Source organism: Devosia aquimaris, from assembly GCF_020169335.1.
In the GTDB taxonomy this organism is placed as follows: Bacteria; Pseudomonadota; Alphaproteobacteria; order Rhizobiales; family Devosiaceae; genus Devosia; species Devosia aquimaris.
Window position 1 is genome coordinate 140,801 of the sequence record NZ_JAIEZN010000002.1, and the last position, 14,036, is coordinate 154,836.

Consider the following 14,036-nt stretch of genomic DNA (forward strand, 5'->3'; position numbering starts at 1 on the left):
ACCCGGTGACTCCCTCCCCTCAAATGTGCAACAGTTGGCCCAGCGGGGCGCGGGTTGCGCCCCCTTTATCGCGTTGTTCCGCAAGGAAAGACGTGCCCGATCAAGGGCCGCTCCCCGGAACAACCCAGCAGAGGGACGTACATGCTCAATTTCAAGACAAAGATGGCTCTGGCCGTGGCCGCTTCGGCGCTTGTTGCCGCTGCTCCGGCGATGGCTCAGGACACTGGCGCCACCATTGGCTTCATTGGCGGCTTCACGGGCCCCATTGAATCGCTGACCCCGCCGATCTTTGCCGGCGCTGAGCTGGTGGTCAAGCAGGTCAACGAGCAGGGCGGCATCCTGGGCGGCGAGCTCAAGATCATCTCCGCCGACGGTGCCTGCGACGCGACGGCCGCTGCCGCCGCCGCCGACAAGCTGATCAACACCGACAGTGTCACCGGCATCGTGGGTGCGCTGTGCACCGGCGAGACCATCGGCGCCTTCAACGGCTCGGGCCTGTCGGGCAATGTGGTGTTCATCTCCCCGGCCTCCTCGGCCCCGGCGCTGACCACGCTGGAAGACAACGACCTGGTGTACCGCACCACCCCGTCTGACGCGCTCCAGGGCGTCAAGATGGCCGACCTGCTGCTCGCCAAGGGCGTCCAGGACATCGCCATCACCTATGTGAACAACGACTACGGCAAAGGCTTCGCCGATGCCCTGACCGCAGCCTACACCGCCGGCGGCGGCACCGTTGCAGCCAGCGTCGCCCATGAAGAAGGCAAGGCCGACTACCGCGCCGAGCTGGGCAACCTGGTTGCCAGCCAGAACCTGGTGATCCTGGCCTATGCCAATGCCTCGGGTAACACCATCCTGCGCCAGGCCGTCGAGTCCGGCAATTTCACCACCTATGTCGGCGGTGACGGCATGGTCGGCGACGACCTTCTCAGCGGCATCGACGCTGCGGCTGTCGAAGGCCTGATCGCTACCCGCGCCGGTGCCCCCTCGGGCGGCGCTGTGGACATCTACAACGCCTTCGCCAGCGATGGCTTTGTGGCCAATGCCACCTATGCCCCCCAGGCCTATGACGCCGCGTTCCTCTTGGCCCTGGCCATCGAAAAGAACGGCTCGGCGTCGCGTGACGGCCTCTCGGCCGCCCTGCGCGAAGTCTCCTCCGCCCCCGGCGAGAAGATCCTGCCCGGCGAATGGAGCAAGGCTGTCGAGCTGATCAAGGCCGGCACCGACATCGACTATGAAGGTGCCGGTGGCGCCCTCGACTTCGACGCCGCTGGCGACGTGGACGGCATCATCGTCGAACTGGCCGTCGAAGGCGGCACGTTCGTTGAAAAGGGCGAGATCAAGTAATCTGGTCTGCCCAATCAAAACCACGAAGGCCCGGGAGAAATCCCGGGCCTTTTGCTTGGAGCCGCCATGCCCGACGCCGAAACGCTGAAGTTCTACGCCGACAATGCCGCTGACTATGTCCGGCACGCCGACCGCCCCTCGGCGCAGCTGGCCGGCTTTCTGGCGCGCCTGCCGCCGGGCGGCGCCGTGCTGGAACTGGGCACGGGCAATGGCCGCGATGCCGCCGCCATGCAGGCCGCCGGCTTTGCCGTGACGCCCTCCGATGCCTCCCCGGAACTGGCAGCCGAGGCCGAGAAGCGCCTGGGCATGCCGGTGCGCATCATGGCCTTCCACGAACTGATCGACGAGGCCGCCTATGACGGCGTCTGGGCCTGCGCCTGCCTGTTGCACGCGCCGCGCAGCGAGTTGACCGACGCCCTGGCGCGCATCTTTGCCGCGCTGCGCCCCGGCGGCCGGTTGATGGCCAGCTTCAAGGCCGGCGACGCCGAAGGGCGCGACCAGTTTGGCCGTTACTACAATTATCTGGGCGCCGATCAACTGCACGATCACCTGCGCGCGTCTGGCCCCTGGGCCAGCATCGACATCACCCAAGCCGATGGATCGGGCTATGACGGCAAGACGACCCGCTGGCTCTGGGCGGAGGCGTCCAAGGCCGCCGCGGGGTAGTGGACGGCAAGCGCCGTGCCGCCGCCGCTCCGTTCCGCAGGTAACAGCGCCCGTCGTACCCCCTTGGCAAAACCACGGCGCCCCACCAGAAGGACACGCTGCCATGGCAGAGGACAACGGCCACCCCTGGACCGATCAACACCCCGGACTGGCGGAGATTGCCATTGATGGCCTCTATTGCGGCAAGCCCGCACGGTTCCTGCAATGGCGCGCCATTATCGCCGAAATCGTCGGTGCACCCCTCGACTATGTGTCGCGCCGCCACCCCTTCGAGGGGCCGTCGGACGTCCCCACCCCGCCGCTGACGCTTGAGTTTTGCGAGCCACGGATCACCGACCAGGCCTGGGGCCAGGATCTGCCCACTGGGGTCCGCAGCGGGCGCTGGGACGCCACGCCCGAGGAACCCCTGCTGATTGTCCTTTTGGCCAGAGTGCCCGGCGCCACTTTCCACGCCCGCCACGCCCGCGCCATCGCGCAACGCCTCGATGAGATCGACGAACTGGTGCACGTCGTCGGGAAGGGCTGGGTCACCGGCCTGCACGAACAGGCCCGCCGCTGCTTTGCCGAGCAGGCCATCACCGGCAAGGATATCGCCATGTCCGGCGGCTACGAACCCGGCGGCTGGTGGTCGCCCCGGCGCGCCGACTAGCGGCCCGGTATGGAGAGCAGGCCTGTCGGACTTCCGCCGAGGTCAGCCTCATGCAGGCGGACAGAAGAACACCAGTTCAGGATCGTCGTCATCGAGATTGTCGATTTGGCCGCTCGGCTTGAAGCCTGCCTTGAGCAACAGGCGCTGCATCGAATGGTTGGAGCGGTTTGTCGAGGTGAACAGCTTTGAGCCCCGGCAGATGTCCTGAAAATGCCGGACCAGGCGCAGCCCCAGCCCGGACCGCCGATGGCCGGCGCCAACCACGATCAGGGTGATGAAGGCCTGGCCGAAGAAATGATTGGTCAGGACTCCATAGGCGACCGGCTTTCCTCCGACGTCGCCGACATGGCAGACGCCCTGATCGATCCAGCCGGCGATCTCCGCCTGCCGCTCCACATGTGCGGCGGCATAGCTGTCGAGCCGGACCAGGGCCGGGAGGTCAAGTGCGGTGGCAAGGCGGATGTCCATGCGCGCACCCTGCCAGAGGCCAAGCGCGCAGAAAAGGCCCGAGCAAGTTCAGCGGAACGCCCCCCGTCAGTACGGCGCAATGCCCGCCCCACGGCCACCTCGATCTCAAGACTGCCAAGCACCAGGCGCGCGATCCGCTCGCCAGCGACGCATCACCGTTGACAAAAGACCACCAGTCTCTTAATTAGAGACCATTGGTTTCTTAAAGGGTCTCAGCATGAGCTTCTCCGAACGCGATATCCCCGACCTCACCGCCCGCAAGGCCATTGTCACCGGCGCCACGGGAGGACTGGGCTATGAGACTGCCCGCATGCTGGCCCAGCATGGCGCCGACGTCGTGCTGGTGGGGCGCAGCGCCGACAAGGGTGCGGCGGCGCGGTCGAAGCTGCTGGCCATCGCGCCCGCCGCCAGGGTGGATTTCGAGCGCGTGGACCTGGGCAGCCTTGGCTCTGTCGCCGACTTCGCCGCCCGCATGCACGCCGACGGCACGCCAATCGACATCCTGGTCAACAATGCCGGCGTCATGACCCCGCCAACGCGCCAGACCACGGCCGACGGCTTTGAACTCCAGTTCGGCACCAACTACCTCAGCCACTTTGCGCTCACCGCGCATTTGCTGCCCCTGCTGCGGGCGGCGGCCCAGCCCCGGGTGGTATCGCTGGGCAGCGTTGCCGCGCGCGCTGGCCGGATCGACTTTGATGATCTGCAGAGCGCACGCGACTACAAGCCCATGGAAGCCTATAGCCAGTCCAAGCTGGCCTGCGTGATGTTCGCGCTCAGCCTGCACCGGCGCAGCCTGGCGGCCGGCTGGGGCATCACCAGCATCGCCGCCCATCCCGGCGTGTCGCGCACCGATCTGCTGCACAACGCGCCAGGCCGCACGAGTCTCTCAGGCCTTGTGCGCACCTATCTCTGGTTCCTGTTCCAGCCCGTGGCCCAGGGTGCCCTGCCCCAGGTCTATGCCGCCACGGCAAGCGATGCGGCATCGGGCAGCTATGTCGGCCCCACCAGCCTGGGCGAAACCCGTGGCGCCGTCGGACCGGCCCGGCTACCGGCGGAGGCAGACGATCAGCGCGTTGCCGATCGGCTCTGGCAGGTCTCGGAGGAGCTGACAAAGGTTCACTACTGATCCCCCGCGGGTGCACAGCCGGGGCATGCTTGACGGCATTGCCAGGCCCCTCCTAGTTAGTGCCATGACCGGCTTCCAGCGTGCGCGCCAACCAGAGCAGATCCACCAGCGCCGTGCCCAACTGCTTTCGGCAGCGGCCGAGCTGTTTGACGCTGATGGCCCCAATGGCGCGGGGCTCAACGCCATTGCCGCGCGCGCCGGCTTCACCAAATCCAACGTCTATCGCTATTTCGAAAGCCGCGAGCAGGTGTTGCTCGAGCTGTTCCAGCAGGAGTTCGCCCGCCTGACCGAGGCGATGGAGCAGGCCATCAGCGGCAGCGGTTCAGGCGATGCCGGTAGCCTTGCCGACACCATGGCGACGACCTTTCTGGCCCATCCGCGCTGCTGCGCCCTGATGGCGATTCTGTCGAGCACGCTCGAGCAGAATGTCTCGGAAGAGACCATCGCCCATCTCAAGATGTTCATGAGCGACCAGAGCCGGCGCATCGTGGGCGCGCTGCAGGCCCAGATACCATCCGCTTCGGCCGAGGACTGCGCCTGGGCCGTGGCCATGGCCGGTTCGCTCTTGGCGGGCATGTGGCCCGGCGCGCATCCGCCGCCGGCGGCACGGACCGTTCTGGCCCGGCCCGACTATGCCCATCTCCGCATGGACATGGCGCGCGACCTGCCGCGCGCCATCCGGGCCCTGCTCGACAGCATTGCCTGAGCCGTCAGCCCTCGCGGCGGACCACTTCGGGGATCAGCCCCTTGGGCGCGTAGCGCAGGGCGATGGTGATGACGAGGCCGAGCACGAAGACGCGCATCTGTGCCGAGCGCGATTCGATATCGGGAATGGCCGGCCAGCCGACCGTGGTCGACCAATAGCTGACTGTGTCAAAGATGGCCTTGGCCACCGGTTCGGACACAACCCAGACCAGCCAGATCAGCACCGCACCGAACACCGCGCCCCAATTGTTGCCGGCGCCGCCGACAATGATCATCACCCAGATCAGGAACGTGTGGTTGATCGGCTGGTAGCTACTGGGATCAAAGATCTGCGTGAAGCTGACCAGCATGGCGCCGCCAATGCCCATCAGCACCGAGCCGAAGATGAAGATTTCGAGCTGGCGGGATTTGACATCCTTGCCCATGGAGGCGGCGGCAATGTGATTGTCGCGGATGGCCCGCATCATGCGGCCCCAGGGGCCGGCATAGGCGCGGCTGACCAGCCAGATCGCCAGGCCCAGCACGACAATGGCCAGCGCCAGATAGCCGCCACGGGCCATCAGCAACGCCGACATCTGGTCGGCCCCGTCGGCCTGATAGTCCTGCGGCAGCGGCGTCGGCCAGGGAATGGGCGAGACGGTCAGCGTGCCGCGGGTCAGCCAATCCATGTTCTTGATCAGCGCACGGATGATTTCGGAAATGCCGATGGTGGCAATGGCCAGATAGTCGGTGCGCAGGCCCAGGGCGATCTTGCCCACGATATAGGCGACGCCCGCGGCCAGAATGCCGCCAAAGATCCAGCCGAACACGGCATTGAGCCCCAGCCCGCCGACAAAGCCGGCATTGGCCTCGATATAGGCCGCCGCCGGATCGATCTGGCTGCGATAGACGCAATAGGCCACGAACCAGGCCAGCACCACCAGCGCCGCCTTCCAGCGGCCGGTGATGCCGATGCGATCGCTGCGCCGCGCCGCCAGCACCAGCAGCACGCCCACGGCAAAGGCCAATAGGGCCCGGCCCAGCAGCATGGGGCCATCGCTGCCCCAGAAATCAGCATTGACCGGATAGGACATGAAGGTGACGGCAAAGCCGCCCAGCATCAGGAAGCCCATGATGCCGAAGTTGAACAGCCCGCCGTAGCCCCACTGGATATTGAGGCCCAATGCGATCAGCGCATAGGCGGCCGCTTCGACCAGGCGACTGGAGGTAAAGGGCAGGCCCATCAACCAGCCAACCACCAGGATCAGCACGAACAGGCCGGCAAAAAGGCCGAGCGAACGCCGGATCATGACGAGGCTCCCTTGAAGATTCCCGTGGGCCGCACCAGCAGCACCACCACCAGGATCACGAAGGCGACGGTGAGCTTGTATTCGGTGGGCACCAGCGCCAGCGTCGACGGCAGCTGCGCCCATTCGGGCAGCACGGCATTGAGCGGGCGCAGCACCATGGTCCAGTTGAACACGGCCAGCGACTCGGCAAAGCCGATCAAAAGGCCCCCGGCGATGGCGCCATAGGCCTGGCCCAGCCCGCCCACGATGGCGGCGGCAAAGATCGGGATGATGATGTTGAAGGCGAGATCGGGCTTCAGCGTCACGTCGAGGGCCAGCATGGTGCCGGCCATGCAGGCCAGCGCCCCGGCGACGACCCAGGTGACGCGGACGACGAGTGCGGTGTTGATGCCCGAGACCTGTGCCAGATCGGCATTGTCGGCCATGGCGCGCATGGCCTTGCCCAGGCGCGAGCGCGTCAGGAACAGATGCAGCGCCAGCACCGAGATGACCGTGACCACGATCATCAGCAGCTGCGGCTCGGTGATCACCAGCGGCCGGGTGGAGCCCAGGAAACTGGTGTCGATGCGGAACACATCCTTGGTTTCGGTCTCAAAGAACGAATAGCTGCCCGCGCCGAAAAACAGGCGGATCAGCCCCTGCACCATCAGCGTCACGCCGATCGAGGCGATGAGCAGAATGACAGGCTTGGCGCCGCGCTTGCGCAGCGGGGCATAAAAGCCCTTGTCGATGCCCAGCGCGAAGATGGCCGACAACACCATGGCCAGCGGCAGCACGACAAAGCCGGTCGGAATGGGCGTGACAATGCCCCAGCTGGCAAACAGCGCCGCCAGCATGAAGGCAAAGAAGGCGCCCGAGGTCATCAGCTCGGAATGGGCGAAATGGGCAAAGCGCAGGATGCCGAAGATCAGCGTGATGCCGACCGCGCCCAGGGCATAGATGCAGCCCAGCACGGCGCCGGCGATCACGACCTGGTTGATGAAGAAGATGAATTCGGTCACGGCTTAGCCCCCGAGGAAACTTTTGGCGACTTCGGGATCGGCGATGAGCTCGGCGCCCGTGCCGGTGAAGCGGTTCTGGCCGCCGGCCAGCACAAAGCCCTTGGAGGCAAAGGCCAGCGCCTGGCGCGCATTCTGTTCGACCATCAGGATGCCAACGCCCTCGGCATTGACCCGCACGATGGTCTCGAAGATCTCGATGACATAGCGCGGCGACAGCCCCGCGGAGGGCTCGTCGAGCATCAAAAGCTTGGGCTTGCTCATCAGCGCGCGGCCCATGGCCACCATCTGGCGCTGGCCGCCCGAGAGCTCGCCCGCCGGCTGGCGGCGCTTTTCGGCCAGCACGGGGAACATCTCGTAGACCCAGGCCATGGTCTCGGCGAAGCTGTCCTTGCGGGTGAACGCCCCCATCTCAAGGTTCTCTTCAACGGTCATGGAGGTGAAGACGTTCTTTTCCTGCGGCACAAAGCTCAGCCCCTTGGGCACGAGCTTGTCGGGCAGGGAATTGGCGACATTTTCGCCGAGGAAATCAATGGTGCCGCCAGTGACCTTGAGCAGGCCGAAAATGGCCTTGAGCGTGGTCGACTTGCCTGCGCCATTGGGGCCGACGATGACGCCGATGTCGGACTGCTCGATGGCCATGTTGACGCCATTCAGGATCGGCGCGCCGCCATAGCCGCCCACCACATGCTTGAGTTCGATCAGGGCCATCACGCAGCCTCCACCGGCGTGCCGAAATAGGCTTCGACAATCGCCGGATTGGCGCGGATCTCGCTCATTGGACCCTCGGCGATCTTTTCGCCCTGGGCCATGACGATGACCGGGTCGCACAGCCGCCCGATCAGATCCATGTCATGCTCGATGACAAAGAAAGTATAGCCCAGCTCGCGGTTCATGCGCTCGATATTGGCCGCCAGATCATTGAGCAGGGTCTTGTTGACGCCGGCAGCGACCTCGTCGAGCAGCACCACCTTGGCATCAACCATCATGGTGCGGCCCAGTTCGAGGAGCTTTTTCTGCCCGCCGCTGAGATTGCCGGCCAGCTCATTGCGCACATGGCCCAGCTTGAGGAAGTCGATGACATCGAGCGCCTTCTTGCGCACCTCGGTCTCGCGCGAGCGGCTGAGGCCCGGACGGAACCAGGCATTGGCCAGATGCTCGCCCGGCTGGTCGCCCGGTACCATCATCAGATTTTCCAGCGCCGTCATGTTGGAGAATTCATGCGCGATCTGGAAGGTTCGCAGCATGCCGGTGCGGAACAGCTCGTGCGGCGCCAGGCCCGTGACGTCGCGACCATCAAAGATGATCGCGCCTTCATCGGGCACGATATTGCCGGCCACGATATTGAACAGCGTGGACTTGCCCGCGCCATTCGGGCCGATCAGCCCGGTGACCGAGCCGCGCCGGACCGAAAGGGAGCAGTTGTTTACGGCGGTTAGACCGCCAAAGCGTTTGCTGACGTTGCGAACGTCAATAACCAGGTCGGAGGACACCAATAAAGCCTGTTTCCTGAGCCAAGGGTGCCCGGTTTAGTCCGGGCGATTTTGCGGCATCTGCTCATATGGCGGGCACATGGTCAACCATGTGCTGATGCGGAGGCCCCCGCCACGCCTAGAGATAGGCCAGTACCGCATTGGCTGTGGCCTCGTTGTTGGCGCACATCACATCATAGAGCGTGGCCAGCCGGGTCAGCGCCTTGACATCAACATCATGGGGCTGGGCGGACAGCGGATCGATGAAGAAGATCAGCACGTCCAGCCGCCCTTCGGCGATCATGGCGCCCAATTGCTGGTCCCCGCCCAGCGGGCCGCTCTTGAGCAGGGTCACCGGCAGGCCGGTGGCCGCGATCACCCGGCTGCCCGTGGTGCCGGTGCCCCACAGCTGGTGCTCGGAGAGCTTGCGCTTGTGCCGTTCCGCCCAGGCGCACAATTCATCCTTCTTGTCGTCGTGCGCCACCAGCCCGATGCGTGCCATGCCAATCTCCATATTGCCCATCGCTTCAAGCATGGTTCAGGCAAAAAGGGCAATGGCCTCGGCCAGCAGGATCGCCACGTCATCATGTGGCACCGGCGCGCCGGGCAGCAGGCGCAGCACGCGGCCCTTCTTGAGCCCCTCGCCGACCAGGAGCCCGTCGCCATGCTGCAGCAGCCGGCCATGTTCGAAATAGAGCGATACCCGCTCTGGCTGGGCAAACACGGCGCAGACATGACCCGCCTGGGCATGGCGAAAATTGACCGAGCGCCAGCCGGGCATGACGCGGCCAGTGAGCCCGGGATACTGGGCAAGGAACGCGACCAACGCCCGGGCGAGATCGGCGGTAGCCGGGGGCATGGGCGCCAGCAGGTCATCCACCCCGTTCCAGTCGAGCACAGCGCTTCGGCCAGCAGTCATAAAAAAAAGCTCCGCACAGGACAACCAGACTGTCCGATGCGGAGCTTTGCAACAGGGGCCTGACAGGCCCTGTCAGCAGGGCGGAACTAGAACTCGTTCCAGTCCGGCGAAATGGCGGCACTGCTGGTGGTCTTGAGTGCGCGCACCGGCTTGGCCGCTGCGGCAGGCTTGGCGGCAGGTTTGGCGGCAGCGCTGGGCTTGGCCGGCTGGCGGACCGGCGGGGCCACATGACCGGCATCTTCGTCGATGACGAAAACATCCACGATCTCGTCGAGCTGGCTGGCCTGGGCCTCGGTCTGCTCGATGGCCGCATTGGTTTCTTCCACCAGGGCGGCGTTGTGCTGGGTCATTTCATCCATCTGGCGCACGGCCACAGCGATTTCGCCGAGCGCATCGGACTGCTGCCGGTTGGCAGAGGCGATGGTGTCGATGAGCTGCGCACTCTCCTGCGCGCTGGCCAGGATATCGAGCAGCGTATCGGCCGCCTTGGACACCAGCTGCGTCCCGCTGCGCACTTCGGCAGCACTGGTCTCGATCAATTGCTTGACCTCGGCCGAGGCATTGGCTGCCGACTGGGCCAGACGCCGCACTTCGACGGCCACCACGGCAAAGCCCTTGCCGGCGTCGCCGGCACGGGCCGCTTCCACCGAGGCGTTCAGCGCCAGCAGATTGGTCTGGAAGGCGATGTCGTCGATCAGCCCGATAATGTTGGAAATCTTGGACGACGACGCCTGAATGGCCCCCATCGCTCCATTGGCCTCGCCCATCACCGTGCCGCCGACCGTGGCATTCTGGGACACGGCCTGTGCCTTCTCGCTGGCGACGCCCGCCATCTTGGCGTTCTCAACCACAGTGCCTGACAGCTGCTCGACGGCCGCCGTGGTCTCCTCGATGGTGGCTGCCTGGCGGGTCGTGCGATCGGCCAGATCATTGGCGCCGGCCAGGATTTCCCCCGTCGCGGTGCGCAGGGAGCGCGATGTCTGGCGCAGCTGTCCGACGATGGCGGTCAGCCGGTCGGCGACGGCATTGGTGTCGCTCTTGATCTGCTCGAACTCGGGATCGAAGTCTTCGGTGATGCGGCTGGTCAGATCGCCCCGCGCCAGATCCTGCAGCACAGCGCCGGTCAGCTCGACAGCGCGGCTGACCTTCCGCCGGGAGGTCTCGTCGGCAATGCGGGCCTCCGACGTCAGCTTCTCGAAATAGGCAGAAACCCCGATATCGATGTCGAGCAGCATGGATTTGAGCACGTCGGACAGCACCTGACCCATGGCGCGGCTGGCTTCCATCACCTCTTCGGGATTCGGCGGCAGCTTGTTGCCGAAGCGCCCGCGTTTGGGTTCGAGCGCGGCCTGCATCATCTCCTCGATCAGACCCTGCACCAGCGTCTCGGCGATCACCCCATAGCCGCCAATGTGCCAGCGCGGCTCCAGCCCGATCTGGGCATGCCGGAGGCCAACCTTGCCGCTGGCCTCGAAATAGGCGTCGTCGAAGGCGCCGGCGCCGATGGCCTTCCAATGGCCGATCTGCTTGCCTTGCGCCCGATCCATCTGCGGCTTGCCATCAAAGAACCGGGCGACGGCCGGAACGGTCCTGATCTTGGCGTAAAACTTGTCCAGAGCGATCGGCAGGTGCTTGTCCAGAGCCCCCTGTGCGCCCGAGAGTCGTTTGCGCGCAGCGTCATCAAGGCCGATAAAATCGAGGCGATCTTGAAGCTGGGGTTTGTTTGTCATCGTCCGCACCAAATGTTCAATGTTGGGTCATTTGATCAGCATGTCGTTCCCAGGCTGCTTGATGCGGATCAATTGACACCCAGGATACGGCGAACGCGGTTAACCACCGATAAAGAACATACAGATCGGCAAGAATAAGTTCGTTTGGGGAAGGAATAAATATAGCAATTTATAGAGTATTCGTCGTTTTTATTTCAAATCCGATCCATTGCCGGCAAGACGGCGCCGGCCAGTATCATCAATCAATATCAAAGGCTTGGCGGCGATCAGCCGGCGCGACGCGACATTGGGGCTGCGCCGGCATGCCGGTAAAGGCGCACCGCGCCGGGGTTTTCACCCGCAGCCTGGATCTGTCCGGCGATGGCCTTGGCTTGGTGGGAAAGCGACTCAAGACCAGCGACGGACTGGGCCAGGCCCGCGACCATTTCAAGCTCGGCCTGGCTGCGCTGCAGCAGGCTTGAAAGGGTGCCCACATTGCCCGCGATGGCCTGCTGCATGCCCTCGAGCCCGCTGGCAGCCTCGGTCACAAGCCGCGAGCCGCCCGAAACTTCGGCGACGCTGTGTTCGATCACACCCTTGATGTCGGCCGAAGCCGAGGCCGCGGACTGCGCCAGCCGGCGCACTTCCACCGCCACGACGGCAAAACCCTTGCCCGCTTCGCCAGCGCGTGCCGCTTCCACCGAAGCATTGAGCGCCAGAAGATTGGTCTGGAAGGCAATGTCGTCGATCAAGCCGATGATAGCAGCAATCCTGGACGAGGCGGCGCCGATGCGCTGCATGGCCGCTGTTGCCTGATCCATGACCTGGCCGCTGGTTGCAGCGTTCTGCGCAATGGCCTGCGCCTGCGTCCGGGCCTGATCGGCCAGCCCGACCTGGTCGGCCAGGCTCTGCCGGCAGTCGGCCAGGGTTTCGCCGAGGCTCCCCAGCGCGTGGCCATGTGCATCGGCCTCATTCTCGAGGCTCGCTGCGGCAGCCTCGAGCGCCGAGACGCGGGCATCTGCATCGGCCTGGCTCTCGGCCAGTGCCGCTTCAAGCGCCGCGACACGGGCGGCGATCTGCTCGGCCAGCAGGTCTAGCGCTGCCGGACCCGATGGCCCTGCGGCATCGCCCGCCTCAGGGACCACAACGCGCAACGCCTGGGCCAACCGGCCCATGCCATCATCGAGCGCCGCGAGCGCGCCATTGACGCTGCCCACCAGGCGCGCGGGCGCGCTGTCGGCCGCGTTCGGGACAAGGCGGTGGCTGTAGTCCCCCTTGGCGATTGCCTCCATCGCCGTGACGATCTCGGCATGGACCTGCCCCAGCCGGTCGACCTGGCTGACGCGCTCGGCCAGCTGATCCTCTTCCATGGCGCGAAGGGCACGCAGCTTGCGGCCGCGGTCGCGCACCGTCGCCACCGCTTCGGCCATGAAGCCCAGTTCGTCCGCGCGCTCCAGCCCCGGCACGCGCGCATCCAGCTCATTGTCGGCAATATCGGCCATGGCTTCGGTGAGGCCAATCACCGGGCGCATGACCCGCGCGGCAAACACCAGCGCCAGCAGGGCCGACAGCGCCAGCACGATCGCGCCGGCCAGGACAATGCCGTTGCGCAGGCCAGCCAGGCTTTGCGTCACAACCTCGGGCGGCTCCAGGGCCAGCACGGCCCAGGTCTGATCACCAACGGCCAGTGGCAGGGCTGCCGCGCGGAATGGCGCCCCATCGCCCAGCACCACTTCGCCCTCGGCCGGCGTACCGCCCAGGGCCGTCGTGACAGTAGTTGCGGCGATGGCTGTCCCGGCGTCCGGCGCCTGCGCCAGGCCGGAAAGAGCCAGCACCCGTCCCTCGCTGCCCACCAGCAGGACCGCGCCATTGGGCGCCACGGCCTGGGCGCGCAACACCGAATGCTCGAAATAGGCCTGCGGCAGGGCAAGGGCGACAACGCCGGCCACTGCGCCATCGGCCATAACGGGGGTGGCAAGGAAAGCCATCAGCGCATCGCCGGCGGCACTATAGGGCGCAAGCCCGGCGACCTGCAGGCTGCCGCCCGGCGCCTGCGCGGCGGCCCGGACAGCGGTACCCAGCGCTGACCCGGCCCAGGGGCCGGTACCCTCGGCAAAGCCGGTGGCAAAGTCGGCGCGCTTGTCGACCGAATAGATGGCCGTCAACGCGCTGTCGAACAGCATGATATCGGCATAGCCGCGGCCAAGGCGCTGTGCGCGCAGAGCGCCGTGCCAGCGCTGGTGGATGGCGTCATAGGCGCTCTGGCCGGGCGCGGTATCGAGCAGATAGCGCGTCTCGGCAGAATTGGGATTGGCACTGATATAGGCGGCCTGCAACTGCTCGGTCGCATCGCCTGCGGCAGGCAGCGCCTCGGCGAATTGCGCAATGGCCAAGGCTGTGTCACTGCGCCCTGCCAGCAGCGTGAGGTCGAGCCCGGCACGATCCAGCGCGGCCGCCAGATCAACCTGGGCGGCCACGGCAACCGCAGAAAGGCGCTGCTGCGCCTGCTGCTCCACCAGGCTCTGCCCTGCCAGATAGGCCACACCGCCAACGGCGGCGATGCCCGCCAGGGCGACACCCATGATGACGGCCGGCAGTTTGAATGACAGTTTCAGCTGACGCACTTCACAACTTCCCCAATACGGCCCGGCCGGCGCTACAACGAGCAGCCTGGGCCAGGTCCGTGCC

The 14,036-nt window shown here is 65.7% G+C and carries 14 protein-coding genes; 5 read left to right on the forward strand and 9 right to left on the reverse strand.

Going from position 1 to position 14,036, the window contains the following annotated elements:
• Positions 1-141 precede the first annotated feature (141 nt).
• The 3 genes from K1177_RS13515 to K1177_RS13525 all read left to right on the forward strand — a co-directional run bounded on the left by K1177_RS13515 (position 142) and on the right by K1177_RS13525 (position 2,659).
• Positions 142-1,344, forward strand: coding sequence for an ABC transporter substrate-binding protein (locus tag K1177_RS13515; RefSeq protein ID WP_224703896.1), 1,203 nt, complete (start codon positions 142-144; stop codon positions 1,342-1,344).
• A gap of 66 nt (positions 1,345-1,410) precedes the next feature.
• A complete protein-coding gene (locus K1177_RS13520; protein ID WP_224703897.1) occupies positions 1,411-2,010 on the forward strand; it encodes a class I SAM-dependent methyltransferase in 600 nt (199 codons plus the stop codon).
• Positions 2,011-2,113: 103 nt separating this feature from the next.
• Complete coding sequence (locus K1177_RS13525) at positions 2,114-2,659, forward strand: hypothetical protein (RefSeq protein WP_224703898.1); 546 nt, start codon at positions 2,114-2,116, stop codon at positions 2,657-2,659.
• A 48-nt stretch (positions 2,660-2,707) separates the two neighbouring features.
• On the opposite strand, the gene K1177_RS13530 is transcribed toward K1177_RS13525, so the two are convergent.
• Positions 2,708-3,127 (reverse strand): GNAT family N-acetyltransferase, encoded by a 420-nt coding sequence (locus tag K1177_RS13530; RefSeq protein WP_224703899.1) that lies wholly within the window; start codon positions 3,125-3,127, stop codon positions 2,708-2,710.
• 217 nt (positions 3,128-3,344) lie between these two features.
• Here K1177_RS13530 and K1177_RS13535 point away from each other — a divergent pair, with 217 nt between their 5' ends.
• Both K1177_RS13535 and K1177_RS13540 read left to right on the forward strand, forming a co-directional pair.
• Positions 3,345-4,256, forward strand: a complete 912-nt coding sequence (locus tag K1177_RS13535; protein WP_224703900.1) for an SDR family oxidoreductase — start codon at positions 3,345-3,347, stop codon at positions 4,254-4,256.
• 64 nt (positions 4,257-4,320) lie between these two features.
• Positions 4,321-4,962, forward strand: a complete 642-nt coding sequence (locus tag K1177_RS13540; RefSeq protein WP_224703901.1) for a TetR/AcrR family transcriptional regulator — start codon at positions 4,321-4,323, stop codon at positions 4,960-4,962.
• Positions 4,963-4,966: 4 nt separating this feature from the next.
• On the opposite strand, the gene K1177_RS13545 is transcribed toward K1177_RS13540, so the two are convergent.
• The 8 genes from K1177_RS13545 to K1177_RS13580 all read right to left on the reverse strand — a co-directional run bounded on the left by K1177_RS13545 (position 4,967) and on the right by K1177_RS13580 (position 13,972).
• On the reverse strand, positions 4,967-6,250 hold the full coding sequence (locus K1177_RS13545; RefSeq protein ID WP_224703902.1) for a branched-chain amino acid ABC transporter permease: 1,284 nt from the start codon (positions 6,248-6,250) through the stop codon (positions 4,967-4,969).
• On the reverse strand, positions 6,247-7,251 hold the full coding sequence (locus K1177_RS13550) for a branched-chain amino acid ABC transporter permease (RefSeq protein WP_224703903.1): 1,005 nt from the start codon (positions 7,249-7,251) through the stop codon (positions 6,247-6,249). Before K1177_RS13550 ends, K1177_RS13545 begins: the two co-directional genes overlap by 4 nt.
• A 3-nt stretch (positions 7,252-7,254) precedes the next feature.
• The gene (locus K1177_RS13555) at positions 7,255-7,959 is read right to left on the reverse strand and encodes an ABC transporter ATP-binding protein (RefSeq protein ID WP_224703904.1); all 705 of its coding nucleotides are present in this window, start codon (positions 7,957-7,959) and stop codon (positions 7,255-7,257) included.
• Positions 7,959-8,741: an ABC transporter ATP-binding protein gene (locus tag K1177_RS13560; protein WP_224703905.1), complete on the reverse strand. Its 783-nt coding sequence runs from the start codon at positions 8,739-8,741 to the stop codon at positions 7,959-7,961. The genes K1177_RS13555 and K1177_RS13560 overlap by 1 nt, the downstream gene beginning before the upstream one ends.
• A 118-nt stretch (positions 8,742-8,859) precedes the next feature.
• Complete coding sequence (locus K1177_RS13565; RefSeq protein WP_396120218.1) at positions 8,860-9,222, reverse strand: methylglyoxal synthase; 363 nt, start codon at positions 9,220-9,222, stop codon at positions 8,860-8,862.
• A 36-nt stretch (positions 9,223-9,258) separates the two neighbouring features.
• On the reverse strand, positions 9,259-9,639 hold the full coding sequence (locus K1177_RS13570) for a DUF1801 domain-containing protein (protein WP_224703906.1): 381 nt from the start codon (positions 9,637-9,639) through the stop codon (positions 9,259-9,261).
• A gap of 86 nt (positions 9,640-9,725) precedes the next feature.
• Entirely contained in the window at positions 9,726-11,369 is a 1,644-nt protein-coding gene (locus K1177_RS13575; RefSeq protein WP_224703907.1) for a globin-coupled sensor protein, read from the reverse strand.
• A 266-nt stretch (positions 11,370-11,635) separates the two neighbouring features.
• Positions 11,636-13,972, reverse strand: coding sequence for a methyl-accepting chemotaxis protein (locus tag K1177_RS13580; protein ID WP_224703908.1), 2,337 nt, complete (start codon positions 13,970-13,972; stop codon positions 11,636-11,638).
• Between the last annotated feature and the right edge of the window lie 64 nt (positions 13,973-14,036).

Coding starts and splice junctions, on each gene's coding strand:
- K1177_RS13515 (WP_224703896.1), top strand. CDS start 142: ATGCTCAATTTCAAGACAAAGATGGCTCTGGCCGTGGCCGCTTCGGCG.
- K1177_RS13520 (WP_224703897.1), top strand. CDS start 1,411: ATGCCCGACGCCGAAACGCTGAAGTTCTACGCCGACAATGCCGCTGAC.
- K1177_RS13525 (WP_224703898.1), top strand. CDS start 2,114: ATGGCAGAGGACAACGGCCACCCCTGGACCGATCAACACCCCGGACTG.
- K1177_RS13530 (WP_224703899.1), bottom strand. CDS start 3,127: ATGGACATCCGCCTTGCCACCGCACTTGACCTCCCGGCCCTGGTCCGG.
- K1177_RS13535 (WP_224703900.1), top strand. CDS start 3,345: ATGAGCTTCTCCGAACGCGATATCCCCGACCTCACCGCCCGCAAGGCC.
- K1177_RS13540 (WP_224703901.1), top strand. CDS start 4,321: ATGACCGGCTTCCAGCGTGCGCGCCAACCAGAGCAGATCCACCAGCGC.
- K1177_RS13545 (WP_224703902.1), bottom strand. CDS start 6,250: ATGATCCGGCGTTCGCTCGGCCTTTTTGCCGGCCTGTTCGTGCTGATC.
- K1177_RS13555 (WP_224703904.1), bottom strand. CDS start 7,959: ATGGCCCTGATCGAACTCAAGCATGTGGTGGGCGGCTATGGCGGCGCG.
- K1177_RS13565 (WP_396120218.1), bottom strand. CDS start 9,222: ATGGCACGCATCGGGCTGGTGGCGCACGACGACAAGAAGGATGAATTG.
- K1177_RS13570 (WP_224703906.1), bottom strand. CDS start 9,639: ATGACTGCTGGCCGAAGCGCTGTGCTCGACTGGAACGGGGTGGATGAC.
- K1177_RS13575 (WP_224703907.1), bottom strand. CDS start 11,369: ATGACAAACAAACCCCAGCTTCAAGATCGCCTCGATTTTATCGGCCTT.